General features: G+C 39.7%; 20 protein-coding genes and 1 pseudogene. 9 read left to right on the top strand and 12 right to left on the bottom strand.

The genetic code is table 11. The features are described 5' to 3' along the window. Nucleotides 1-592: 592 nt before the first annotated feature. A pseudogene (locus tag ESV85_RS09475) lies at nt 593-868 on the top strand (transposase); the annotation flags it as partial. Between the two features lie 139 nt (nt 869-1,007). On the opposite strand, the gene ESV85_RS09470 reads toward ESV85_RS09475, so the two are convergent. The 3 genes from ESV85_RS09470 to ESV85_RS09460 form a co-directional block, all read right to left on the bottom strand. Continuing rightward, nucleotides 1,008-2,747, bottom strand: a complete 1,740-nt coding sequence (locus ESV85_RS09470; protein WP_146916923.1) for a RagB/SusD family nutrient uptake outer membrane protein — start codon at nt 2,745-2,747, stop codon at nt 1,008-1,010. A gap of 12 nt (nt 2,748-2,759) precedes the next feature. Continuing rightward, the gene (locus ESV85_RS09465; RefSeq protein ID WP_146916921.1) at nt 2,760-5,969 is read right to left on the bottom strand and encodes a SusC/RagA family TonB-linked outer membrane protein; all 3,210 of its coding nucleotides are present in this window, start codon (nt 5,967-5,969) and stop codon (nt 2,760-2,762) included. Between the two features lie 481 nt (nt 5,970-6,450). After that, nucleotides 6,451-8,175 carry a hypothetical protein gene (locus ESV85_RS09460; protein ID WP_191321980.1) on the bottom strand — a complete coding sequence of 575 codons (1,725 nt, stop codon included), beginning with the start codon at nt 8,173-8,175 and terminating at the stop codon, nt 6,451-6,453. 140 nt (nt 8,176-8,315) lie between these two features. Here ESV85_RS09460 and ESV85_RS09455 point away from each other — a divergent pair, with 140 nt between their 5' ends. Next, on the top strand, nt 8,316-8,534 hold the full coding sequence (locus ESV85_RS09455; protein ID WP_091695064.1) for a PspC domain-containing protein: 219 nt from the start codon (nt 8,316-8,318) through the stop codon (nt 8,532-8,534). Here the strand turns inward: ESV85_RS09455 and ESV85_RS09450 are convergent. From ESV85_RS09450 to hisS, 3 genes are all read right to left on the bottom strand, one after another. Continuing rightward, complete coding sequence (locus tag ESV85_RS09450; RefSeq protein WP_146916918.1) at nt 8,531-9,538, bottom strand: glycosyltransferase family 2 protein; 1,008 nt, start codon at nt 9,536-9,538, stop codon at nt 8,531-8,533. The two genes, ESV85_RS09455 and ESV85_RS09450, sit on opposite strands and share 4 nt — an antisense overlap. Before the next feature lie 176 nt (nt 9,539-9,714). Beyond that, a complete protein-coding gene (locus tag ESV85_RS09445) occupies nt 9,715-10,050 on the bottom strand; it encodes a YbaB/EbfC family nucleoid-associated protein (protein ID WP_146916916.1) in 336 nt (111 codons plus the stop codon). A 42-nt stretch (nt 10,051-10,092) separates the two neighbouring features. Next, complete coding sequence (hisS, locus tag ESV85_RS09440) at nt 10,093-11,457, bottom strand: histidine--tRNA ligase (RefSeq protein ID WP_146916914.1); 1,365 nt, start codon at nt 11,455-11,457, stop codon at nt 10,093-10,095. A gap of 165 nt (nt 11,458-11,622) precedes the next feature. Between hisS and ESV85_RS22285 the strand changes: the two genes are divergently transcribed. Then, nucleotides 11,623-11,766 carry a hypothetical protein gene (locus ESV85_RS22285; protein ID WP_170857096.1) on the top strand — a complete coding sequence of 48 codons (144 nt, stop codon included), beginning with the start codon at nt 11,623-11,625 and terminating at the stop codon, nt 11,764-11,766. A 270-nt stretch (nt 11,767-12,036) separates the two neighbouring features. On the opposite strand, the gene ESV85_RS09435 is transcribed toward ESV85_RS22285, so the two are convergent. Beyond that, nucleotides 12,037-12,546, bottom strand: coding sequence for a metallophosphoesterase family protein (locus ESV85_RS09435; protein WP_146916912.1), 510 nt, complete (start codon nt 12,544-12,546; stop codon nt 12,037-12,039). 69 nt (nt 12,547-12,615) lie between these two features. Between ESV85_RS09435 and ESV85_RS09430 the strand changes: the two genes are divergently transcribed. The 3 genes from ESV85_RS09430 to ESV85_RS09420 all read left to right on the top strand — a co-directional run bounded on the left by ESV85_RS09430 (nt 12,616) and on the right by ESV85_RS09420 (nt 15,442). Further along, nucleotides 12,616-13,014: a rhodanese-like domain-containing protein gene (locus ESV85_RS09430; protein ID WP_146916911.1), complete on the top strand. Its 399-nt coding sequence runs from the start codon at nt 12,616-12,618 to the stop codon at nt 13,012-13,014. Further along, nucleotides 13,011-14,381, top strand: coding sequence for an NAD-dependent succinate-semialdehyde dehydrogenase (locus tag ESV85_RS09425; protein ID WP_191321979.1), 1,371 nt, complete (start codon nt 13,011-13,013; stop codon nt 14,379-14,381). The genes ESV85_RS09430 and ESV85_RS09425 overlap by 4 nt, the downstream gene beginning before the upstream one ends. A gap of 83 nt (nt 14,382-14,464) precedes the next feature. Further along, nucleotides 14,465-15,442 carry a pyruvate dehydrogenase complex E1 component subunit beta gene (locus ESV85_RS09420; protein ID WP_146916909.1) on the top strand — a complete coding sequence of 326 codons (978 nt, stop codon included), beginning with the start codon at nt 14,465-14,467 and terminating at the stop codon, nt 15,440-15,442. 185 nt (nt 15,443-15,627) lie between these two features. On the opposite strand, the gene ESV85_RS09415 is transcribed toward ESV85_RS09420, so the two are convergent. Continuing rightward, a complete protein-coding gene (locus ESV85_RS09415; protein ID WP_146916907.1) occupies nt 15,628-18,132 on the bottom strand; it encodes an outer membrane beta-barrel family protein in 2,505 nt (834 codons plus the stop codon). 337 nt (nt 18,133-18,469) lie between these two features. On the opposite strand from ESV85_RS09415, the gene ESV85_RS09410 reads away from it, so the two are divergent. The 3 genes from ESV85_RS09410 (at nt 18,470) to ESV85_RS09405 (ending at nt 20,523) form a co-directional block, all read left to right on the top strand. Then, complete coding sequence (locus ESV85_RS09410; protein WP_146916906.1) at nt 18,470-19,543, top strand: sensor histidine kinase; 1,074 nt, start codon at nt 18,470-18,472, stop codon at nt 19,541-19,543. Then, entirely contained in the window at nt 19,540-19,683 is a 144-nt protein-coding gene (locus ESV85_RS22280) for a hypothetical protein (RefSeq protein ID WP_191321978.1), read from the top strand. Before ESV85_RS09410 ends, ESV85_RS22280 begins: the two co-directional genes overlap by 4 nt. 96 nt (nt 19,684-19,779) lie before the next feature. Continuing rightward, nucleotides 19,780-20,523 carry a LytR/AlgR family response regulator transcription factor gene (locus ESV85_RS09405; RefSeq protein WP_146916904.1) on the top strand — a complete coding sequence of 248 codons (744 nt, stop codon included), beginning with the start codon at nt 19,780-19,782 and terminating at the stop codon, nt 20,521-20,523. A gap of 5 nt (nt 20,524-20,528) precedes the next feature. Here the strand turns inward: ESV85_RS09405 and ESV85_RS09400 are convergent, their stop codons facing one another. The 4 genes from ESV85_RS09400 to ffh all read right to left on the bottom strand — a co-directional run bounded on the left by ESV85_RS09400 (nt 20,529) and on the right by ffh (nt 23,531). Beyond that, the gene (locus tag ESV85_RS09400; RefSeq protein WP_146916902.1) at nt 20,529-20,942 is read right to left on the bottom strand and encodes a type II toxin-antitoxin system VapC family toxin; all 414 of its coding nucleotides are present in this window, start codon (nt 20,940-20,942) and stop codon (nt 20,529-20,531) included. Continuing rightward, the gene (locus ESV85_RS09395) at nt 20,939-21,187 is read right to left on the bottom strand and encodes a DUF6364 family protein (RefSeq protein WP_146916900.1); all 249 of its coding nucleotides are present in this window, start codon (nt 21,185-21,187) and stop codon (nt 20,939-20,941) included. Before ESV85_RS09395 ends, ESV85_RS09400 begins: the two co-directional genes overlap by 4 nt. A gap of 276 nt (nt 21,188-21,463) precedes the next feature. Then, entirely contained in the window at nt 21,464-21,943 is a 480-nt protein-coding gene (locus tag ESV85_RS09390; protein ID WP_146916899.1) for a hypothetical protein, read from the bottom strand. Nucleotides 21,944-22,187: 244 nt separating this feature from the next. Next, a complete protein-coding gene (gene ffh / locus ESV85_RS09385) occupies nt 22,188-23,531 on the bottom strand; it encodes a signal recognition particle protein (protein ID WP_146917158.1) in 1,344 nt (447 codons plus the stop codon). Nucleotides 23,532-23,548 lie beyond the last annotated feature (17 nt).

The raw sequence follows: 23,548 nt of genomic DNA, 5'->3' as shown, positions 1-23,548 counted from the left end.
TGTTAAAGATTCTTAAACAAAATTCAAATTCAAAGGCTAAAATAAAATTTGGAATTTTTTTAGGTTACCTGCACTAATTCGTAGCAATAACATCAATTACGCCTCAATTTAGGTTAATTTATGACTTTTACCAAAATCAGAATAATACAATTCCCTATATTTTAACTTATCAAAATAGGTGAATAATTAAAAAATTGTTACTTATTTTTCATTAATGCTAACAGACGGTCTGAATATTTGAAAAAACTCATCAGATGACCTGATTTCTTCAAATATCGGATCCACCAATGCTTTTTGATAAATTAATTCACTAGCATTAATTGCTTTCTCTAATTGTAGTAGTGCAACCTCGGTTTTTCTTGATTTACTTTCTCAAAGAAATTTCCCAAATCACGTTCTAATCTATAGGTCTTTTGTGCGTATGGAAAAGTTTTTGCCTGAATTTGCTTAAGCATTAACTGATGTGTTATTGAAGTACTTGTATATCCGCAAAGTCAACAGTAGCCAAATAAGTTAAAACTGACAGGTAGTGACACTTGCTTTATTAAGGTAATCAATCATTTTAATTAGGTAGAAATAGACGGTTTTGACCATAAATATCTTCAATTTCCACAATAGGTTCCCTGACGAATCTGCTTGCATTGCGTTCATCAAAAACCAACGAATTTAACAAGGTATTCACTGCAAAAGCTGTGGCTGCACCAAACACTACTGGCTTGAAAACAAGCAATCTTTTCCGTGCTCCAGCTGTAAATTCAGAACCAGCATCAAGCGCGAAAAAGTGATGGAAAGTAGCAATCTGCCAACCAAAACATGAATGCTTCCCATTACCTTCATCACAGCGACCAAGATGGGTTTTAGGGCGGCATAACTCCAGAGACAATTGAGGATAAAGCAATATGTATCGGATCCAGTTTGTAGCATAAACTCAGGGTAGTCAGGTAGGCAAAAATAAAGAGCCTATCCAAAGTTATAGGATAGGCTCTTTAGGTTAAAGTTAAATCAAGTTAATAATTGGGATCCTGAGTCAAAGTAGGATTGCCATCTTTCAACGATCTATCAATGGCCTCAAGTGGAATAGGGAAATATTCATTTTTATTCTTGGTAAATGTTTTTCCACTTAAGTACACTCGCTTATTTTTCTCAACAGCCAGATAATCATTCAACACCTGGGCAGAAATACCCCATCTTTGAAGGTCAAAGAAACGATGTCCTTCCATGCTAAACTCAAGTCTAGTTTCGAATCTTACAGCCTTTCTAGCAAGATCTTTGTCAGTCCATGAAACATCATAAGTTTTGATGTTGTAATTCGCCGCTGGTACTCCATCCACGATGGTGAAATCATTTCTTGAACTTCCTTGGATAGCTTTAGGAACGAAACTATCTGGATTTGCCGCCCTTGTCCTGACCATATTCACCAATTGCCTCGCTCTTTCAAGACTTCCAATCTCAACTTCAGCTTCAGCTAACCATAGCAAAATCATGTCGTAACGCAGAATCCTGTAATTATTAGCAGTCAGGTTACCCCATCCACCAATACCAAAGGCTGCTTTTTCTGCTACATGCTTCATAGAAGAATAAGGGCCTGCGTAAGATACGTCCCTTACGAAATCTGTCCCATGAATTTTAAAATCCTTGAAAAGAATTCCTGGTCTTCCTAAAGAATGATCGATTCTAGGGTCAAGGAATCCAGTGTACTCAGTCTCCCAAGTCACATCTGAATTATTGAAGTTGTCCAAAAGAGGAAGTCCAGAAGGAGATGTCTTGAAAGCATTCACCAAGTTTTGAGAAGCTTGGTAGAACCCACAGCATCCCCATGGATCGATGTATGGGTGCGCAAGACCCACTCCCTGATTTGAAGCTTGGTCATTGGCACTGTTTATCGCGTATTGAATTTCAAAGATAGACTCAGCATTGTTACGTGTTTCAACCAAGAAGTTGTCTTGAAATTTATCAACAAGCGTGAATTTTCCACTATTTACGATTTGATCCAAAAGCGCTTTTGCTTCAGTAAGTTTGGCCGTGTTGGCATTACCGTTTGCATCCCATCCCTGGTACATTTTTGCTTTAGCTAGTAATGCCATAGCTGCCCACTTGGTAGGCCTTCCTACTTGAGCTTGCGTCTCAGGTAGTTTTTCCATCGCAGCTTGGAGATCGGCTTCGATTAAAGGCCAGATTTCGACGTCATTAGGAACCTTTGTGCTTTCTACATCATTGATATCAAAAATCTCATCACTGATATATGGAGGGCTTTTCCACATTTTTCTAGCTTCAAGATGGAAAAATCCTCTTAAGAATCTTGCTTCAGCGATAATACGAGTCCTAGTAGCTTCACTGACATCCTCTACTTGTTTTAAAGTATTAAGTGCATCATTTGCTCTTGCAATGCCCTTGTACAGACCTCTCCACTTATTTTTAATGTGCCCGTTAAAAGCCTGAAAATCATATGCCTCGATAAAAGACTGCTCAGGCTGATCCCCGGCATCTGTGCCCTTGTATGCATCATCTGAAGCTATACCACCAAACACCCAGTTTTGAACATCATTTTCCCATGGAGCCTGACCATCCAGTCCAGTACCTGAAAGCATTTTATAAGAGCCCAACAGAAGTCCTTCCACTCCTGATTCAGTAGCCAATCCTTTCGATGAGAATTGTCCTTGTGGCTCATTTGTTAAGAATTCATCACCACAACTGATCGTGATAAATAATAACATTACAAGTGATAGTAATTTATATATCGTTTTCATAACAGAATATATTTAGAAATTTAGATTAAGACCTATCAAAAAATTCTTTGATACCGGCATATATCCCCCATCAAAACCGAGTGTATTATCAGTATTTGTCTGAATCTCTGGATTTAAACCTGAGTATTTGGTAATAGTCACAAGATTTTGTCCCTGCACATACAGAGATGCTCTACCAAACCCAATTTTAGACAGCGTAGTAGCTGGCAAATTATAAGTCAATTGAATGTTTCTGATTCGGAAATATGTACCATCCTCAATAAAGTAGCTTGATGGACGGCTACTTACTTGATCATTCGCGTCCATAATAGGAGCTGTTGCATTTGGATTAGCTGCTACCCACTGCGACTTAGGCGCTGTTGGGTTGCTTGGTTGCCATGCATCGTAAAGAGCTCTTTTCGACCTGTTACCTTGGAACGTATTGAAATCAGCGAAGTACCGAACATAGTTAAAGATATCATTACCTACAGAACCATTACCGAAAATGGTAAACTCAAAGTTCTTGTAACCCAAATTCAAATTGATACCATACGTAAAGTCTGGATGAGGATTTCCGATTACTGTTCTATCGAGGTCAGTAATCTCTCCGTCGTTATTTACATCTTCTATTTTGAATTTACCCGGAGCATTGTAGCTTCCGTAAGTAGCATGAGAATTAGCCTCTTCCTGAGTTTGGAATATTCCTAGGACATTGAAACCATAATAAGAGGACAATGGCAATCCAGCTTGAGTCAATGTCACAGCTGGAACTCTTGATCCAAAACCGAAGAATCTGGTACCTTCATTATCATCCAATTTATCCACCACATTTCTATATGTTGAGATATTACCGGAAACACTATAACTAAAATCTCCACCTCCAGCAGTGTTTTTATACCCTAGATTTAGGTCAATTCCTTTGTTTGTAATTTGACCCACGTTTGAAGAAGGAGCTGATGCATCACCTGCAGTGAAAGTAATAGGAATAGTAAATAGCATGTCTGAAGTCACTCGCTGCCAAAGATCAAACTCCAAATTAACCTTATCACCAAACATCAAAACGTCCAATCCTAAGTTGTTAGAAGTAGTTGTTTCCCACTTAGCATTAGGATTTCCAAATTTCTGTGCATCAAAACCGATTGTCGGTGAAGAAGTGGATCCATCAATAGGATATCCAGCATTGAAAATATTAGATCTGTAGGTAGTGAAGGCGTTGTAATCACCAATAGCTTGATTACCAGTCTTACCCCATCCATATCTCAATTTCATATCAGTCACGAAAGGTAATGCTGATCTTACAGCTGCTTCCTCAGACAATCTCCAACCCAAACTGAATGCAGGGAAAACCGCGCTTCTTGATGCTGACAAGAACCTAGAAGAAGCATCATTTCTTACGATAACTTGAATCAAATATTTGTCTAAATAAGAATAGTTAAATTTACCGAATTGAGAAAACAAGCTGTAATCTCTGGACACATTTCCAGAGTTGGAAGCTGTAGTTGCATCACCTAAGTCCAAATAGCTAAGGATTTCAGGAGAATTAAATGCAAATCTTTGTCTTCCTGCCGAGAAAAACTCTCCAAATTCCTTGATAGCTTCAGTTCCGACGTACACGTCCACATTGTGAATGTCATTGAACGTCTTCGTATAGCTTAAGACATTTGACCAAACCCACTGATACTGATAGTCACTAGTTGCAGTGGTACTATTGATGAAATTTCCTTCTACATATTCAGGTTGAGGGCGACCTAGGTACCTACCTCTACTCGTGTTTGCATCAATACCTAGACTTGTTTTAAACTGGATATCGTCTGTGAAATCATAAGAAGCATACGCATTACCAAAAACCCTCATTCTGTAAGTTCTGTTGTCTTGCTGACGTGAGATGATTGCATAAGGGTTAAAGTTGTTTCCTAGGTTAACTCCTCTACTTCCTGCAAAATTACCAGCGATGTCATATACTGGCAGCAAAGGATGGTGCTTGTAAGATCCAGATACGGCATTTTGCTCGTCCTGATTTCCAAACCCTCCTTTTCTATTGTCAAATGTTACTGAAAGGTTTTCTCCAACAGTCAATTTATTGTTAAGAGTTTTGAACTCTGTGTTAGCTCTCAAAGAGTATCTTTCATAGCCAATAAACTTGACGATACCATCCTGATTGAAATAACCGACGGATAAAGCATATCGACCGCTCTCAGTACCACCAGCAGCAGAAATTTGATAATTTTTAATAGCCGCAGATCTAGTCACCTCATCCCACCAGTTGGTATCAGCTGATTTAGTGATTGCATAAATATTGCCTGGTTGTAAAGAATACAGATCTGGATTGGTAGCTGGGTCACCATTCATAGCACCACTTGGGAAAACATAATCAGGAATCCCTACTTCTCCATTTGGACCAAAAGTGTACTGTCCGTGAGTTGGAGTTTTGCCTGCATAGATATCAGCTAGATACAAATACTGACCAAGTTCTGCTGAATTCAATACCTCCATAGAATTCCCAGACTGCTGAGTTCCATAATAGGTATTGAATGAAATTGATGTCTTACCTACTTTCCCTCTTTTAGTAGTGATGATAACCACACCGTTTGCAGCTCTTGAGCCATAGATAGAAGCAGCAGATGCGTCTTTCAACACTTGAATAGTCTCAATATCTGCAGGGTTTAGATTGCCTTGTCTCTCTGTAGGCACCCCATCAATCACGTATAACGGGTTATTGTTACCGATGGTACCAAAACCTCTAATACGGACAGTCGCTTCTCCTCCTGGAGTAGCATCATTAACAATGTTCACACCGGCAGCTCTTCCTTGAAGCTGCTGAGCAAATGTAGTCGCTGGAATAGAGAGCAATTCGTCGGTATTCACAGTCGTTACAGCCCCGGTAATATCTCTTTTGGATTGAGCTCCATAACCAGTCACAACAACTTCCTGAAGTGAACTTTCTGATAGTTTCAATTGAACATTGATCAACGATCTGCTCTGAACCGCTTCTTCCAATGTTGCATACCCGACGAAAGAAAATACGAGGACTGATCCATTTGAAGGAACATCAATACTGTAATTTCCATCAATATCAGCTACAACACCTGAAGTAGTTCCTTTTATAGTTACAGTTGCACCTGGAAGTCCAACACCAGATTCATCCAGAATCTTTCCTGAAACTTTGTTTTGAGCGAGTACAACCGTACTCGAAATCGCCAAGAGCATCATAAATACACTTAGCCTTTTGTAAAAATTTTTCATAAACATAGGTAGATTGGGTAACAAGATTAATTTCAAAAACTTGTCTTTTTTTTTATTGATGCAATCGATTGCGATCATGCTCAAAATAATAGCAAAAGATGATCTCCCGGTTTACAGGATACTTTTGCGACTATACCGCGGCTTTTTTAAAAACCAACTGTGTGAAACTTTGAGATTTGAGAGCATCTGTACGTGATGCTACTTGGGTAGGCACGCTTCATCTAAGTAGAATTGTTCATAGGCACGTATTTTGGGTTACACTAATGGTACTAAAGCATCAATGTTAAAGATTCTTAAACAAAATTCAAATTCAAAGCAAAAATAAAATTTGGATTTTTTTTAGTTTAACGGCACTAATCCACAGTTTTAACATCAATTACGCCTCAATTTAGGTTAATTTATGACTTTTACCAAAATCAGAATAATACAATTCCCTATATTTTAACTTATCAAAATAGGTGAATGATTAAAAAATTGTTACTTATTTTTCATTAATGCTAACAGACGGTCTGAATATTTGAAAAAACTCATCAGATGACCTGATTTCTTCAAATATCGGATCCACCAATGCTTTTTGATAAATTAATTCACTAGCATTAATTGCTTTCTCTAATTGTAGTAGTGCAACCTCGGTTTGCGCACTTTGCGCAGCAACCATCGCCAAGCCATAAAAGCCATATCCATAGTTTCTTCCAGACATTACTGACTCCTCAAATGACAAAGTTGCATTGGCGTAATCTTTTGAGAGAAAATATGCCAATCCTTTATTGAAAAAATCCTTAGGTTCCGAATAAGTATAATCAAAACGTAGGGTAGCCAATTTGTAATCTCCCCGCATAATGTCTAATGCTCCTCGTAAGCTTTCGTTGTATTTCAGAAAATCTTGATTACGCGTCAAAACTGAAGCATCTGAAAGCTTCTTATAGGCTTCCCAAGTTTTGCCCTGTAAAACCAAGATCTGACCTTGATTGTGTAGAACATAAGGATCGGTGGCTATTTTGGAAGCTTGGTACAACAATTCATTCGCTTCTTCCCATAACTTAGTTTTGGTAGCTTGATCAAGTGTACGCTGGGCTTGACGCATTTTCACTACTGCCAAGTTGTTATACGGAATCGCGGATCGAAAAAGCTCTGTCATTTTGCTGTAAATCTTCGCCTTATCTTCAAGACGAGGAGTAGTCTCACCAGCAATGGCCCAGTCTACTAAATCGAGATCAGAACTTGCTGATTTTTCCTCCAATGCTCTTTGAAGCAAAGCAGACTGCACTTGATTAAGTCCCGGAAGAGGTTTTGCTACCACTTCAATTTTTGCAGCTCGTAGACCTGGAAACAATTCACTAGCGACCTGAGTAAAGCCCGTTATCTTTTTTAGTGATTGACTTTGTGACTGATAGTCTGAGCCATCTAACAAAACTGCATAATATTGGTCTTTCCTTTGGGTGAAAAGCTTATCGTATCCACGAAGCTGCAACCGAAAATCAAACCAGTCATTCGTCCGAGACTTTATTTCTGTCACATTCTCTTTAAGAGAGACATTTGATTCTAGTAGAAGTTTTTTTACTGCCTCTGCCCTATCCATGCCCAGCTTACTGCTTTTCCCTTCTGAGGCCTCTGGAGATTGAGTACCTGTAATCCTAAAAGACATCACAGACGAATTTTCAGTCAAAAATGACTTTAAATCAGCAATAGCTTTCTTATTCGCAGCATTCATTTTAATAGTGGAAGAACCTGCGTCAAACTTGAGCAGAAACTCTTGCGATCGTGAAAGATCAGCATCCATCACCCCTGTGGAAATAAATAGCCCAACCTGAGGTATTGGCTCATCTGGATTGACATTACCTATTTTCGCCAATAAAGGAGTAGTAATCACACCCCTAGATAGTATTTTTTTCTGATACGGTTCTATCTGGGCTTTTTTACCTTGAAAAAACTGAGCTTCTAAAAAAGCGCCTTCCATCCAGGGCTCATAGGCTATCACATAGGATTTCTTGTATTCGTATTCTGCAACCTTCTTAGTTAATTCTATATCTTCAAAACGCATGAAATTCTCTGATGACTTGAAAAGTAAACTTAACTTTGGGCTTCTCGGACTTAAGGCTGATTCGATAGGGATGGTACCTGAAACCTCAAACCGAACTGAATCTCTAAAGAATTCCAACTTGCCCGGTGTTACTTTAGAATCTTTTAAAAAATCGGTTTCGGGCACTATTTTTGAACTACAAAGCAGTGGCAATAAAAGCATTAAAAACAAAACAGGTTTTTTCTTAAACAATTGATCCAACATTCTTATTTGTTAATACACGAGACTTTTTCCTTAAATTTACCGCAACCAACTCACCTATTACCATGGAAAAACTGAAAATCTTCTTCGAAGAAAGAGCATTTGGGGTTTGCTCACGCTTGGGTGAAAAGCTCAACTTCCCTATTGACAGCATTCGTTTATTCTTTATTTATGCCTCATTCGTTACGATGGGATCGCCAGTGATCTTATATGTGAGTATGGCAATGACTATGAAAATCAGGAAGTTCTTTCGAAAAAAGAACAACCCTGTCCTTTTTGATTAAAGTTGATCGTAGCGCTTCTTTCCTAACACTTTCCAGTTCCAAAAGACTAAAGTCACCTTCCCTTGTCTTTTCACCACTTCTCTCCCATCCAATTCTGGGCGAAATTTATCAATAGAATTCTTTTTTAACCTAAAATCTCGATACGCATTTAATACTGCATTCGAAAACTCTTTTTTTCCCTGACTCACAAAACTCAGTGCTGCCAGATGCTCTAACAAAGATTTGACCAGAAAAATCCTGAAGAACCTAAAGGAAGTCTCATTCTTATAAATCATGCTGAGACTATTCCGAATATTCAGGTACATTTTCTTGGGACTCGCCCTATCCAGCGTAGCTCCACCCAGATGATAGACTTCTACTGAGCCGTTGTAGCCTATTTCCCAACCTGAAGTCCGCATACGCCAGCAGAGATCTATCTCCTCCATGTGCGCGAAAAAATCTGAGTCAAAGCCGGACAGTTCATGGAAAACTGTAGCACGCACTACCATACAGGCTCCTGAAGCCCAATCAACATCAATTGCATCGTTGTAATGACCAATGTCTTTTTCAATACTATCCCAAATCCTACCCCGACAATAAGGATAGCCATAAGCATCCAAAAACCCACCTCCAGCACCTGCGTAGTCAAAAGTGTCTTTGGCTGCCCAAGACAAGATCTTAGGCTGAAGTGCCGCATAAGCAGGGTGAGCTTCCATCCAAGCAATCAGAACCGAATCCCAACTTGCGGAAACCTCCACATCGGAATTCAAAAGAATATAATAATCGTATTGGCCTTTGAGGTAAGCAAGTCCTTCGTTATATCCACCAGCATATCCGAAATTTTCAGAAAGTTTAATTTGCTGAATCTGAGGATAGTTTTCATCTAAAAAATCAATCGAGCCATCGGTACTCGCATTGTCTATTACCCAAACGTCATAGGTACTATGCTTACAAACTGAAGGAAGAAATGTCTTCAACATTTCTTCCCCATTGTAATTCAATATGACGATGGCGCAGGATTTCATATGATTAATATCGTTTTTCAGCAGCCATACCGATAGCTATCGGGAGGAATCTTGCATGAATTATTATCATCCTAATCTGTGACGGTAAACTTCTGCTCGATTTCATCTGTATATCTTTTGTTTATAAATCCTCAGAAAGCCCGTCATGAACCGGTCTGCTTAAGGCAGGCTCGATTTCACCCAAACATGCCACCTAGATCCATTCCAGGGATATTCGGCATCATGCCCTCTGTAGCAGATTTCATCTCAGCTTTGATTTTGGCTTCGATAGCTGTCATCGCAATATTGGTAGCAGCTACGATTAAATCACTTAACATTTCCTTGTCTTTTGGAGAAAGAAGCGAATCATCAAATTCTATACTTACAACTTTTCTATCTCCATTCACAGATACTTTCACCATTCCTGCTCCAGATTCTCCAGTTGCAGTAAGATGAACAAGCTTTGCCTGCGTTTCTTTAATTTTTGCTTGGGCTTCTTTCACTTTGCCCATCATGCCCATTATATCAAACATATTTTCTTTATTAAGATCTTCCCACAAAGCGTGAGTTACAATTTACTTTAACAGCGCGATTGCCTCTTCTAAACTTACGGATTCTTGCGCTCCCGTTTCCAGGTTTTTCAATGCTATTACATTCGTCTCAATCTCTGAGTCTCCACAAATTCCCACGAAAGGAATTGCTTTTTTAGAAGCAAAATCAAGTTGCTTTTTCATTTTGGTCAGGTCAGGATAAAGCTCTGCTTTGATCCCCGCTGCTCTGAATTTCTTCATCAATCCCAAAGCATATACAAATGCTTTCTGATCAAAGTGCGTCAACAAAATTTTGGTGCTTTGAATACTGTCATCTGGAAATAAACCTAGTTCTTCAAGCACATCATACAAACGATCTACCCCAAACGAAAATCCGACTCCAGACATTTTCTCCTTAAGCCCGAAATTTTCAGTCAAGTTATCATATCGACCACCCCCACTGACGGATCCTATGGAGACATGGTTCACTTTTACTTCGAAAATCGCTCCTGTGTAATAGGATAGCCCTCGAGCCAACATAATATCCAAATCCACTAAATCCAGGTTTTCACCCATGTCTGCCAAGATCTGAAATACTTCCTCCAACTCGCTCACTCCCTGAAGTCCAACCTCGCTCGTAGCAAGGAATTCTTTCAAATAGCTCAATTTCCCCGCCTGATTAGCTTCCAGCTTCACAAGTGGAGCCAATTTATCTATAGAACCAGCTGCAAATCCTCGCTCACTCAATTCCTCTTTTACTTTATCCCAACCTATTTTATCCAGCTTATCAATGGCTACGCAAAGCGGGCCTTCTTTGCCAGCTTCTCCGATTGCTTCAGAAATTCCAGTTAAGATTTTCCTATTATTCAGCTTGATGCTGTAATCGTTCAACTTCAATTTTTCGAAAACAGATCGTATCATCAGAATGATTTCTGCTTCGCAAAGCAAACTATCCGTCCCAACCACATCTGCATCACACTGATAGAATTCGCGGTATCTACCCTTCTGAGGTCGGTCTGCGCGCCAAACTGGCTGAATCTGAAAACGCTTGAAAGGAAAAGTCAAATCATTTCTATTCATTACCACGAAGCGGGCAAAGGGAACAGTCAGATCATAACGCAAGCCTTTCTCAGAAACCTTTGTCAATGTTTGCTTATAGCCATTTTGCAAATCTTCAGTACCCACATTTTTCAGGTAATCTCCACTATTCAAAATCTTGAAAAGCAACTGATCTCCCTCATCGCCGTATTTCCCAGTCAAAGTACTGAGATTTTCCATCGCAGGAGTCTCGATCTGATTGAAGCCAAAAAGTTGAAAAGTGCCTTTGATTGTATCTAGGATATAATTTCTTCTGGCCATCTGGATGGTTCCAAAATCTCTGGTTCCTTTTGGCAGACTTGGCTTTTGCATAGCTTGTTTTTTGGTGATTAGCTGCCAAATTTATTCAAAAAAAAGGAAACGCTCCCTGATATCACGAAAGTCACGGAATTAAATTCTATTTATTTTAGGCTGAAAAGAAATCTTTATTTACTTTTGCGACTCGTTTCGAAACAATACTATTAAAAATATACGACCATGGCAGTTACTACACTGAAGAGAAAACTTAAAAGAAAAAGACAATCTCAGACCACACGTGTGATTAAGATCAAGCAATTGTCTGCTCAGCCTGTAATCAGAAACGTGGACGTTGAAGAGCTTAAGAAGTCTTTCGCGAAATAATATTTATTTCTGCAAAAACATTGAAGGCGGTCAGTATGATCGCCTTTTTTGGTTTCTGGCATTTTTTAGATTTTAGACGTTAGACTTAAGACATTAGAAAATGTCCGCAGAAACTAGACAAGGCTCCACGACTGAATACTGAGGCTACCTCTAACTTTTTACATCTTACCACTAACAAATACACACTCAGAAACCAGAACACTACCCCACTGCGACTGATCACTGTGACTGAAAATAAGATAACCTCTCACTTTTCACATCTTACAATCTTTACAAAACCTTCCCTCTTTTCCCCAATTCCACCACTCGGAGATCTTTTATTTGCCCCGCCTCCAGATCAAAAAGTAACATCGTCCGCATCACATGAAATCCATGCTGACCAATAGCCCCAGGATTCATATAGAGGCAATTCACTGTCTTATCGAATTCCACCTTGCAAATGTGTGAATGCCCACATATGAAAAGGTTGGCGGCAGATTCCTTAATTTTAGATTTAACACCCTTGGCGTAGCGGGGAGGTTTACCCCCGATGTGCGTCATCAGCACCTTGACTCCTGCCAGCGTAAACTCCTGCCACTCCGGATAGGATTGCTGCATAGCCTTGTCATCAATATTCCCAAAAACAGCCCGTACAGGCTTCCCCTGAGGCAAAGCATCCATTACTTCAAAATTCCCAATATCCCCTGCATGCCAAATCTCATCCACCTCATCTAAGTAGGCGAGGGTTTTGTGGTCTATATAACTATGGGAATCTGAGATGAGAGCGATCTTCGTAGGCATTTGAATTTAATCTTGCTAAATTTTCATTTCAATATGGAATGTCAATCTTTCACATCAAACTCATAAACCATGAAACTTCAAAAAATTATTTTCCTAATAGTAGCGCTCGTTTTAGTCAAGATTGACTTTACCTATGCTCAATCTTCTGGGGTAAAAGCGATTAGTGTATCAGAATTTGAAGAATTAGCAAAAAACAAAGGTGCTGTAAGAATAATAGATGTTCGCACACCTGATGAAATGGCTGAGGGACATATCCCAAATGCTAAAAACGTAGACTATATAAATGACAATTTCAAAAGTGAGATTGCCAAGCTAGATAAAAACAGAACCTACATCCTTTATTGCAAAATAGGGGTGAGATCTGGAAATGCAGCAGATGTAATGAAGGCTGCTGGATTTACTCATATCTATTCGCTACATGGAGGAATCGAAGCTTGGCAGGAAGCTGGTAAACCTATAGAAAAATGAGCCTTATCAAATCAATCAATCCCTATTCTGGAGAATTATTAGCTGAATTTAACTCCTTAACGGAAAAAGAAATCGAGGAAAAACTTAGCGCGGGCTCAGTTGCATTTTCGATTTGGAAGGAAACTGATTTTGAAAAACGAGCTGAATTGATGAACAATGCAGCTAGAGTATTAAAGGATAACAGAGATAAATACGCTCGCATCATTTCTCTGGAAATGGGAAAAGTATTCAAAGAATCACTTTCGGAAGTAGATAAGTGCGCTTGGGCTTGTGAGTATTATGCTGAGAATGCCTCTGAATTCCTCCAAGCTGAAGCAATTGATTTACCTGATGGTAAAAAAGCAAAAGTCATCCATCAGCCACTAGGAATTATCTTAGCCGTGATGCCTTGGAATTTCCCATTCTGGCAGGTCTTCCGCTTTGCTACACCTACTTTGATGGCCGGAAATGTAGGCGTACTAAAACATGCTTCTAATGTCCCTCAATGTTCATTGGCGATTGAAGAGGTATTTACTCTCGCAGGATTCCCCACAGGAACTTTCCAAAGCCTCCTCATTGATTCCAAAACAACCACATCCCTAATTGAGGACGACAGAATTAAAGCAGTCACCTTAACGGGTAGCGAAAAAGCAGGCGCTTCAGTTGCTGCGGCTGCTGGAAAAAATATCAAAAAATCCCTACTGGAACTAGGGGGCAGTGATCCTTTCATTGTTTTGAAAGATGCTGATATTAAGAAAGCAGCTGAAACGGCCGTAAAAGCTAGAATGATCAACTTTGGCCAAAGCTGCATTGCAGCCAAGCGGTTTATTATAGAGGAAGACATATATGAAGAATTCCTCGCATTGTTTGTAGAGCATTTCAGAAACTTGAAACAAGGAGATCCAATGGACGAAGGCTCTGATTATGCCTGTATGGCAAGGCCAGATTTGGTGGAAGAGCTACACAATCAGCTAGACAAATCCGTAAAAGCTGGCGCCACTTTACTTTATGGTGGAAATAAACCAGAAGAAGGCTCGGCATTATTTCAACCAGCAATATTAACTGATATCCCGACCTCGGCTCCAGCATATTATGAAGAGCTTTTTGGGCCCGTGGCGACTATTTTCAAAGTGAAAAATGAGGAAGATGCAATTTCACTTGCCAACGATTCTGAATTTGGATTAGGCGCTTCTATCTGGTCTGAGGACAAAGAAAAAGCGGAGAACTTAGCCGGTAAAATCGAAAGCGGCGTAGTCTTTATCAACTCGATGGTGGCATCCAATCCGCACCTACCTTTTGGTGGTGTGAAAAAATCAGGATTCGGTAGAGAACTGAGCAGATATGGGATTTTAGAGTTCGTTAATTCAAAAACCGTGTATTTAGGGTAATCAATTAGGGATAAAGCGCCCTTAATTTTTGGTTTTGGCCAATTCCTTTCTATTTTTACGAGCCAAAATTTTGTCATAAACTAATGAGAGAAATACAGTTTCGTGAAGCCCTCAGAGAGGCAATGTCCGAAGAAATGAGACGTGATAAAGACGTTTTTTTGATGGGCGAAGAAGTTGCTGAATACAACGGAGCTTACAAAGTATCCCAAGGAATGCTTGAAGAATTCGGTCCGGACCGTGTCTATGACACGCCAATAGCCGAACTCGGTTTTTCTGGGCTTGCTGTAGGCGCTGCGATGAATGGGCTTAAGCCTATCGTCGAGTTCATGACTTTCAACTTCTCTTTAGTTGCTATAGATCAGATCATCAACTCTGCTGCAAAGATGCTAGCCATGTCAGGCGGAGCTTACAGTGTGCCAGTCGTTTTCAGAGGCCCTACAGGTAATGCAGGTCAATTAGGAGCAACACACTCTTCCAACTTTGAAAACTGGTTTGCTAACACGCCAGGTCTTAAAGTAATCGTCCCTTCCAATCCTTACGATGCAAAAGGCTTGATGAAAGCTGCCATCCGGGACCCAGATCCAATCATTTTCATGGAGTCCGAAGTGATGTACTCTGACAAAGGTGAAGTGCCTGAGGGAGAATATCTACTTCCTATAGGTGTAGCTGACGTGAAGAGAAAAGGAAAAGACGTCACTGTGATTTCCTTCGGTAAAATGATGAAAGTCGCCTTAGAAGCTGCCGAAGAAATGGCAAAAGAAGGCATAGAAGCTGAAGTCATTGACCTCCGTACAGTGCGACCTATAGATTATGCTACTTGCATGGAATCTATAAAGAAAACCAATCGTGTAGTGATCGTAGAGGAAGCAAATCCAATCGCAGGTATTTCTTCTGAATTGACATATCACTTCCAGCGTTATGCTTTTGATTACTTAGACTCTCCGGTAATTCGTGTGAATTCAATGGATATACCTTTGAGCTACTCTCCTACTTATATAGAAGCTACTTTACCGAATGTGAAGAGAACAATAGATGCTATCAAGAAAGTCTGCTACAAATAGTATTCTTTCTTCTCAATAGAAAATCCCGACTTCAATGGATGAAGTCGGGATTTTTGGTTTTAAAGAACATGCGAGGTTAATTCATTTGACTTCGCCTCTTAAGTGCTTTAAGCATAAAAAAGCCCGTCCTCAATTGAGGACGGGTTTTCTCTTGTAACCCAATCTACTATTTACTTTGTTTAATATTATTTATTCTGAGTCATTTCAGCTCCACCACCTTCACTTCCGCCTTCTTTCAAGTCATCGTTATTAACTGATTTCTTTCTTCTAGGCTTCTGATCCACGCTTAACTTACCGATTCTATAGCTAAAGTTGATTTTGAAGTTCATATTTCGCATGATATTCGTGCTATTCTGAACGATAGATGGAGTGATGATTTCATTCTTCATTTTAAATTCCTTAGTCAGGAAGTTATCTGCTCCGAAGCCAATAGTACCTCTCTTTTCGTCAAACTGCTTATTAAGCCCAAGTCCGTACATGTAGAATCCTCCAGAAGAACCTTGCAATTGAACTTGACGTCCTCTTGCAAAAGTGAATGCCTGTACCTGCCAGTTATTAGGAAGCGTATAGTTACCAAATAGTCTTCCGCTGATTACAAATCCGCTATTTGAAACAGAGCTAAGTTCGCTACCAAGGTTTGCGTAGTAAGCATCTACACTAGCATTCAAAGAGACTTTATTGCTAATACTGATATTGGTGAAGACGTTAGTACCATAAGCTCTTTCATAACCGATGTTGTCATATCCTGTATAAATGACCCCATCCTCTGCTATAGTTCTTACTGACTGAATGGAACCTGTAGTGTTTCTAAAGAAACCGGTAAAACTTACCATTGTATTCTTGAAGAAGGTGCTATAGCCTAACTCGTAGTTATCTGTGAATTCTGGATCCAGTTCTGGATTACCCTGAGAAACCTGAAGTGGGTTAGATTGATCAATATTTGGATTCAAAAATCTAAGCGAAGGACGAGAAATTCTTCTGTTATAAGCCGCCTTAATCATGTTGCCATTAGATAGGCTTCTACTCAAATTCAAACTTGGAACAAAGGTGCCGTAAGAAGGTATTTTAGTAGTAGTTGTTTCTGTTTTGAAATCTGCACTGATCGTAGTGTACTCATATCTGATTCCCGGTTTGATCGTGTAATTCTTAAACAAAGTCGCTGTATAGGACAAATATCCTGCAGTTACATTTTGATCGTAGCTGAAAGCATTGCTTAAGCTTGGATTCGGATTTTCTACATATGCTCCATCTGCACCATCAGCTTGGAAGTAAGCGAAGTCAGAATACGCTTTTCTTAAGATGTTTTTAGCACCATATTCTAATATTGATTTGCCTTTTTCCCCAAGTGGTTCTACAAAGTCAAGCTGAACTGTAAACTCTTCATTTCTGCTTGGATTGTCATTCTTCAATCTTGAATTGACAGTAGATAAGTCTTCTTCGAAAAGTGTATTTACAAAAGAATTTTCTCCGTTATTACGGCTATACAAAGTCAGCAATGATATATCCTTACCCTTTTTCTCGAAGGTTTTGGTATAGTTTAAGCTAACATCTATAGAGTTTGAATTGTCTTTTGTGTCTGTCTCTCTCAGTGCATTTCTTACCAAGTTTCCATCAAGGAAATTCTGCGTAAGGAAGTCATTTTGACTGCTATTTCTATTTCTGATACCAAAGTTTACAGCACCTGTCAGGAAGTTATATTTATCAATCTCATAATCTACTCCGAAATTATATCTTCCGAAAAGCTGATTACTCTTAGTATCTGCTGACTGAATAACTTTAGAAATAGAATTGTCTGGATTCGTGATTACTTGCTGGTTTTCGAATGTACCATTGATGTTGTAGCCAGATCTACCATGTCCGCCTAGGGTAAAACCAAATTTGCCTTTTTTAGCACTTAGATTTAGTCCCAAATCAGAGCCTCTTATACCAACACCAGTACGTATGTTAGCAGACATTCCTTGCAGGTTGTTCTTCTTAGTAATAATGTTAATAACTCCGGAAGTGCCCTCAGCATCAAATTTTGCAGAAGGAGAAGTAATTACTTCCACTTCCTTTATTTCGTCAGCGGGGATTTGCTTCAAGGCATCAGTAATGCTACTTGCAGCTATAGCGGATGGTCTACCATCTATCAATACTCTGATATTACTGCTTCCTCTCATGGAAACGTTACCGTCCAAATCCACAGAAAGCATAGGCACTCTTCTTAGTACGTCTGTACCATCACCACCTGCAGTAGTTTTATCATTTTCAGCTTTGTAGATCGTACGATCCACACGCTCTTCGATCAAGTCACGCTGACCTTGAACAGTCACTTCTTCAAGTGCTAGGCCTTCGTCTGTCATTTGAATATCTCCAATATTAACATCACCTGTCTTAGAGACTACCTGAATATCTTTCACTGTTTTTGTTTCAAAACCCAAAAAGCTAATCTTCAAGTCATAAGATCCTGGGGTCATTCCAGTGATAAAGAATTTACCTTCACCGTCAGCGACACCGCCAGCGACATTGGTATCACTTCCCGCTACATAAAGTGCGGCTGTAGCATAGGCTACTGGCTCTCCTGTTTTTACATCCTTGGCAACACCAACGATTTTAGAAGGAGTAGTTACTTTACCTGTTGTCTGCTGGGCCATGACGCCACTTGTGCTGAACAGAAGAAAAACTGCGATAATGTTTAATAATTGTTTCATTTGTAGTAGATAGTTGCTCTATAAGTCTGGTGATTGAAAGTTGAATCTTGTTTTTCTGAAGCCCCTTTCTAAATCACCTATTAATTTCAATTCCTGGACCTCGTGCTAGTTGATACCCCAAAACAACAGGGTTTGTTTCGCACATTTTCCGGTAATAGACGGAAGCGGTGGTTTCATCGACAAACACCCACTTTCAACAGATAAAACTGATATATTCACCCATGAGTCACTTTATCAGCTCATATACACTATTGGTAGTCAAATCAGCCTTATTCGCAGATTTCATTTTATATACAGCCTACCTTTACGTTAGTTTGGATACTGAAAATCAGATTTTATGATCAATCTAAGTCCCAAGAGGAGAGTATCGATACTAGTCCACATTCTAGGCTGGACTATGCTAAGCACTGTACTATTGCTACTCACCCCACTTTCATGGCGAGTTGACATCCCTGTAGAGTTTTGGATTAGGCAAATATTCATGGCGGTACTTCTCATTGGTATATTCTATGTTAATATGCTCTGGTTTGTACCCAAGGTGCTACTTGAAGGGAAGCATGCAGTATATCTATTGACGGTTACTCTAGTTGCGGTGCTTTTTGTAGGTGTGCTTATCTACGCTGAAAATTTCCTGAATCTTCAGGAATTGATGCATAGAGCTTTCAATCCAGATGAGCCATACGTGCCGAAACCACGTAGATCATCGGGAGATGTTTTCAATATTATGCTTTATCTGTTGACCATAGGAATCAGTACTTCTGTGGCATCAGTGCAGAAATGGCAAAAGGATGAAGCACTTCGAAGAGAATTGGACCAGCAGCGGATCAACACTGAACTTTCCTACCTGAAAGCTCAGATCAACCCACACTTCTTTTTCAACACACTTAATAATATCTATGCATTAACCAATCTGGATGTAAAAAAGGCGCAGGAAGCTCTTTTGAAACTCTCAAGAATGATGCGTTACGTATTATATGAAAATCAGAAAAATGAAACATTGCTCAGCCGGGAAGTCAGCTTTATAAACGATTATATAGAATTGATGAAAATGAGGCTTACTGAAAAAGTAACCCTTAACATCTCCATACATGAACCAAAAGATGACCTGGTAATCGCTCCAATGCTTCTACTCCCCTTTATGGAAAACACGTTCAAACATGGTGTGAGTAGCCAGCAGCAAAGTGAGATTATGATTAAACTTGAAGTCATGGGTAATACTGTGTTTTTCGAAACTCGAAATCATATTTTCCCTGTGCATGCTGAAAGTCCGGAAGCCAAAGAAAATGGCATTGGACTGGTCAATACTCAAAGAAGATTAAGTCTGCTCTATCCAGATAAACATCGTCTGAAATTTGGTAAAGACGAAGCCAAACAAGAGTATTGGGTAAATCTTACAATCAATCTCGAATGAAATCGAGCCTGCCTGAGTCAGACAGGCATGACTCAAGTGTCACAGGACGAGATGTCTCGATTGTTATCGGGAAAGATTTGCGAGTTCCCCGTCCGACTGGCGTAAGCCGGGCTGGCATGTGGCCATTGAAAATCAAATAATAAACACATGAAATCGAGCACGTCGAATTCGACACACAGAGGTGATAAATCATCGTGCGAGATTCCATCTGACCATTAAAAAGAAAACATAAACAGATGAAACTTAACTGCGTCGCAATAGATGATGAGCCACTTGCACTGGAACTGCTTAGCAAGTTCATCGAGCAAACCTCTTTTCTAAACCTGATTGGCAGGTTTTCAAATGCCATTGAAGCCTTAGGCTTTATCAATCAGAATGAGGTGCAACTTGCTTTTATGGATATTCAGATGCCGGATCTATCCGGGATGGAACTAGCCAGAGTGCTTGATGGAAAGAAAAACTCTGATCAGACCCGAATCATCTTTGCGACAGCCTATCATCAATTTGCCATCGAAGGATACAAAGTCGAAGCACTCGATTATCTGCTAAAGCCTTACAGCTACGAGGATTTTCTAAATGCTGCGACCAAAGCTTTTTCCTACTTCGAGAAGCAAGAGCAAACTAAATCTGAAGGCACTACTATAGATACCGCTGCTCCCGAATACATTTTTCTGAAAGTAGAATATCAGCTGGTCAAAGTAATGCTCAAGGATATTGCATACGTCGAAGCATACAAAGACTATGTAAAAGTACATTTGCTCTCAAAGCCAAACCCGATACTCTCCCTGACTAGTTTGAAAAGCATGGAGGAATTGCTTCCAGCTGACAAATTCATGAGAGTTCATCGCTCATATATAGTGGCGTTGGATCACATTGACTCGGTATCAAAAAACGTTATCCAAATCGAAAAAAATCACATCAGCGTGAGTGACAACTACAAGGAAGCATTCTTGGAGTTTATGAGTAAGTGGATGAATTGAGTGTTTTAAGCAATACTGCTTAAATACTCCTCCGCTGTCATCACTGGCAAGGTAGAATTCTTAAAATCTTTCCCATTTCTAGTAATGATGACTGAGCAATTTGCTTGCAATGCTGTAAAATACTGAACGGCGTCTTCGAAATCTTTAAAATCTGAATTCAATCCTTTGTCAATTGTTTCTTCATCAACAGAACATACCCCGCAGAGAATTTTAAACATCCGGAGTTTCTTTAAAACTAACCCTGAGCTTTCAAATTTGCTTAAAACGTAAGCTACTGTTGTAAATGAAAGCGGGGAAATAATCAGCCTGATTTTCTTTTGATCTGCTAACGTCACAGCCTTGGCTATTGCATCATAAAAAGGGGCTCTTTCTCCTAGCAGATCCAAAATGACATTCGTGTCTAAGAAAACCCTCCTCATCTGTATTTGCGATCCAAATAATCAGCACGATCCTTTTTATAGTCATAGTCGGCAGGTATTTCAACTCCTGAAGAAAGACTTTTCACAAAAGGAGAAATTTCCAGCTCACCCGTAGGTTGATTTGAAGTCAAAGAATTAAGGTAATTTTCAATCAATCGAGACAAGCTCAATTTCCTCTCAGATGCAAATAATTTAGCTTTTTCAATTACTTCCTGATCAAGCTTTAATGTGAGTTTAGTATCCATGGCGAAATCATTTATACGTACAAATATAATAATTTTACACGTAAAAAATATGGACTATGTTTTCCCTGCTTCTGGTTTACGAAGCTTTGATGAGTTGGGCCAAAAGATTCAAGCGTTAAAAACTTAATCCAAATCGAAAAAAATCACATCAGCGTAAGTGACAACTAAAAGGAAGCATTCTTGGAGTTCATGAGTAAGTGGATGAATTGATTTATCTAAACCAAAAAAGGCTGTTTTCCAATCAGAAAACAGCCTTTTTTATTAGTATTATCCGTACTAATTGACCTTTACATAAACCGGTAAAAAAGTACAATAAGCATTCGGTGGGCATATAAAAGAAAGTTGGGAATAATCTTCTGAATTAACATAATCACTTGTATAACCTTCCTCTTGTGATTGGATCAATTCCTCCTTCGGTATATAGTTGACATCTTCCACTCCCATGTGATATGACTTACTATAGGCGATAGTGACTTTACCTTCAATGACCATATAGGAACCCGAAAAATAACCTCTATAACCTAGGATTTTATCCGATCCTAAATCAGTGGTGTAGCTCTCTCCAGTCACAGTACCATCGGACTTAAACTCCATCACGTCCACAAAATTGAAAGTTTTATCAATCCATGACATATTCCCTTCAGAGCTATACTTATACTTACCTTCAGTTATAGCATTGGGAGATACCTCGTCATTGTCTTTACAGCCAAAAAGAATAATGAACAGGGCGAACAAAGGAAGTAGTTTTGTTTTCATCTGAGAATTGATTTTGTGTGAAATTAAAGTTTTGGCTGATAGAATAAAATCTAAATCTTAAACTTTACGTCAACGAACTTCCAAACGCTACTATTTAGGCCCCATATTTTAAAAATTAGTTGAAAATAACTAATTAAGTCCAGCTTCTGGAGAAGCAGGACAACTGCGCTCTCTGCGAAAAATCAGCGACCACTGCGGTTAATGGCCATAAAAAAACCCGATCTCTCGACCGGGTTTCAATTTCTTATCTTCTTCCTCCCATACCTGGAGGCAGCATCTTGCCCATGGCGGCTTTGGCACCGCCCATTTTGTTCATCTGCTTCATCATCTTGCGCATATCCGCAAACTGTTTCATGAGGTTGTTCACCTCCACGATAGTTCGGCCAGATCCGGCAGCAAGCCTCTTTCTTCTATTTCCATCAATCAAATCTGGATGCTCCCGCTCTGCTGGAGTCATGGATCTGATGATCGCTTCGATTGGTTTGAATGAATCATCGTCGATATCCATTCCTTTCATGGCTTTGCCCATACCAGGAATCATGCCTAGCAAATCCTTGATGTTACCCATTTTCTTCACCTGCTCTAGCTGAGAAAGGAAATCATCAAAGTTGAAATTATTGGTACGGATCTTCGAATTGATACGCTTAGCTTCATCTTCGTCAAAGGACTGCTGTGCTCTTTCCACCAAGGAAATCACATCACCCATTCCTAGGATTCGCTGAGCCATACGATCTGGGTGGAACACATCCAGATCTTCCATTTTCTCACCAGTAGAAATAAACTTAATAGGCTTATTAACTACGTGGCGAATGGAAATCGCAGCTCCACCTCGTGTATCACCATCAAGTTTGGTCAATACGACTCCGTCGAAATTCAAACGCTCGTCGAAGGTCTTCGCAGTATTCACCGCATCCTGACCAGTCATGGAATCGACTACAAAAAGTGTTTCGGATGGATTCAAGGCTTTTTTCAACGCCTCAATCTCCTTCATCATCACATCATCCACTGCCAGACGACCAGCTGTATCGACTACAACGATTTTCTTACCAGTTTTCTTTGCATAGGCAATCGCATTTGTCGCGATTTCTAGTGCATTCTTGTTCTCAGGCTCAGCATAGACCTCTACGCCGATCTGCTCACCCAATACTTTCAGCTGATCAATCGCCGCTGGACGGTAGATATCACAAGCTACCAACAATACCTGACGACCTTGCTTCTTCAAGTGCGCACCAAGCTTACCAGTGAACGTGGTTTTACCAGAACCCTGAAGACCTGATATCAAGATAACCGCCGGATCGCCGGAGATTTTGATATCCTCCTTTTTACCCCCCATGAGCTTAGTAAGCTCTTCTTGGGTGATTTTGATCAGTAATTGACCTGGAGAAACAGAAATCAACACATCTCTACCTAGCGCTTCCGTCTTGATAGTATCCGTGACTTCTTTGGCAACTTTATAGTTAACATCGGCATCGATCAAAGCTCTTCTGATCTCTTTGACGGTCGTTGCGACGTTTATTTCGGTGATTGTCCCGGTTCCCTTCAGTGTTTTGAAGGCCCGGTCTAGTTTTAGGCTAAGATTATCAAACATTCCTTTATTGTGGCTAT

This window comes from Algoriphagus aquimarinus (assembly GCF_007997215.1).
GTDB lineage: Bacteria > Bacteroidota > Bacteroidia > Cytophagales > Cyclobacteriaceae > Algoriphagus > Algoriphagus aquimarinus_A.
Note: the sequence above shows the minus strand (reverse complement) of the source record. Positions and strands in the feature narration are given on the sequence as shown.

Coding starts and splice junctions, on each gene's coding strand:
- ESV85_RS09470 (WP_146916923.1), bottom strand. CDS start 2,747: ATGAAAACGATATATAAATTACTATCACTTGTAATGTTATTATTTATC.
- ESV85_RS09465 (WP_146916921.1), bottom strand. CDS start 5,969: ATGAAAAATTTTTACAAAAGGCTAAGTGTATTTATGATGCTCTTGGCG.
- ESV85_RS09455 (WP_091695064.1), top strand. CDS start 8,316: ATGGAAAAACTGAAAATCTTCTTCGAAGAAAGAGCATTTGGGGTTTGC.
- ESV85_RS09450 (WP_146916918.1), bottom strand. CDS start 9,538: ATGAAATCCTGCGCCATCGTCATATTGAATTACAATGGGGAAGAAATG.
- ESV85_RS09445 (WP_146916916.1), bottom strand. CDS start 10,050: ATGTTTGATATAATGGGCATGATGGGCAAAGTGAAAGAAGCCCAAGCA.
- hisS (WP_146916914.1), bottom strand. CDS start 11,457: ATGCAAAAGCCAAGTCTGCCAAAAGGAACCAGAGATTTTGGAACCATC.
- ESV85_RS22285 (WP_170857096.1), top strand. CDS start 11,623: ATGGCAGTTACTACACTGAAGAGAAAACTTAAAAGAAAAAGACAATCT.
- ESV85_RS09435 (WP_146916912.1), bottom strand. CDS start 12,546: ATGCCTACGAAGATCGCTCTCATCTCAGATTCCCATAGTTATATAGAC.
- ESV85_RS09430 (WP_146916911.1), top strand. CDS start 12,616: ATGAAACTTCAAAAAATTATTTTCCTAATAGTAGCGCTCGTTTTAGTC.
- ESV85_RS09425 (WP_191321979.1), top strand. CDS start 13,011: ATGAGCCTTATCAAATCAATCAATCCCTATTCTGGAGAATTATTAGCT.
- ESV85_RS09420 (WP_146916909.1), top strand. CDS start 14,465: ATGAGAGAAATACAGTTTCGTGAAGCCCTCAGAGAGGCAATGTCCGAA.
- ESV85_RS09415 (WP_146916907.1), bottom strand. CDS start 18,132: ATGAAACAATTATTAAACATTATCGCAGTTTTTCTTCTGTTCAGCACA.
- ESV85_RS09410 (WP_146916906.1), top strand. CDS start 18,470: ATGATCAATCTAAGTCCCAAGAGGAGAGTATCGATACTAGTCCACATT.
- ESV85_RS22280 (WP_191321978.1), top strand. CDS start 19,540: ATGAAATCGAGCCTGCCTGAGTCAGACAGGCATGACTCAAGTGTCACA.
- ESV85_RS09405 (WP_146916904.1), top strand. CDS start 19,780: ATGAAACTTAACTGCGTCGCAATAGATGATGAGCCACTTGCACTGGAA.
- ESV85_RS09400 (WP_146916902.1), bottom strand. CDS start 20,942: ATGAGGAGGGTTTTCTTAGACACGAATGTCATTTTGGATCTGCTAGGA.
- ESV85_RS09395 (WP_146916900.1), bottom strand. CDS start 21,187: ATGGATACTAAACTCACATTAAAGCTTGATCAGGAAGTAATTGAAAAA.
- ESV85_RS09390 (WP_146916899.1), bottom strand. CDS start 21,943: ATGAAAACAAAACTACTTCCTTTGTTCGCCCTGTTCATTATTCTTTTT.
- ffh (WP_146917158.1), bottom strand. CDS start 23,531: ATGTTTGATAATCTTAGCCTAAAACTAGACCGGGCCTTCAAAACACTG.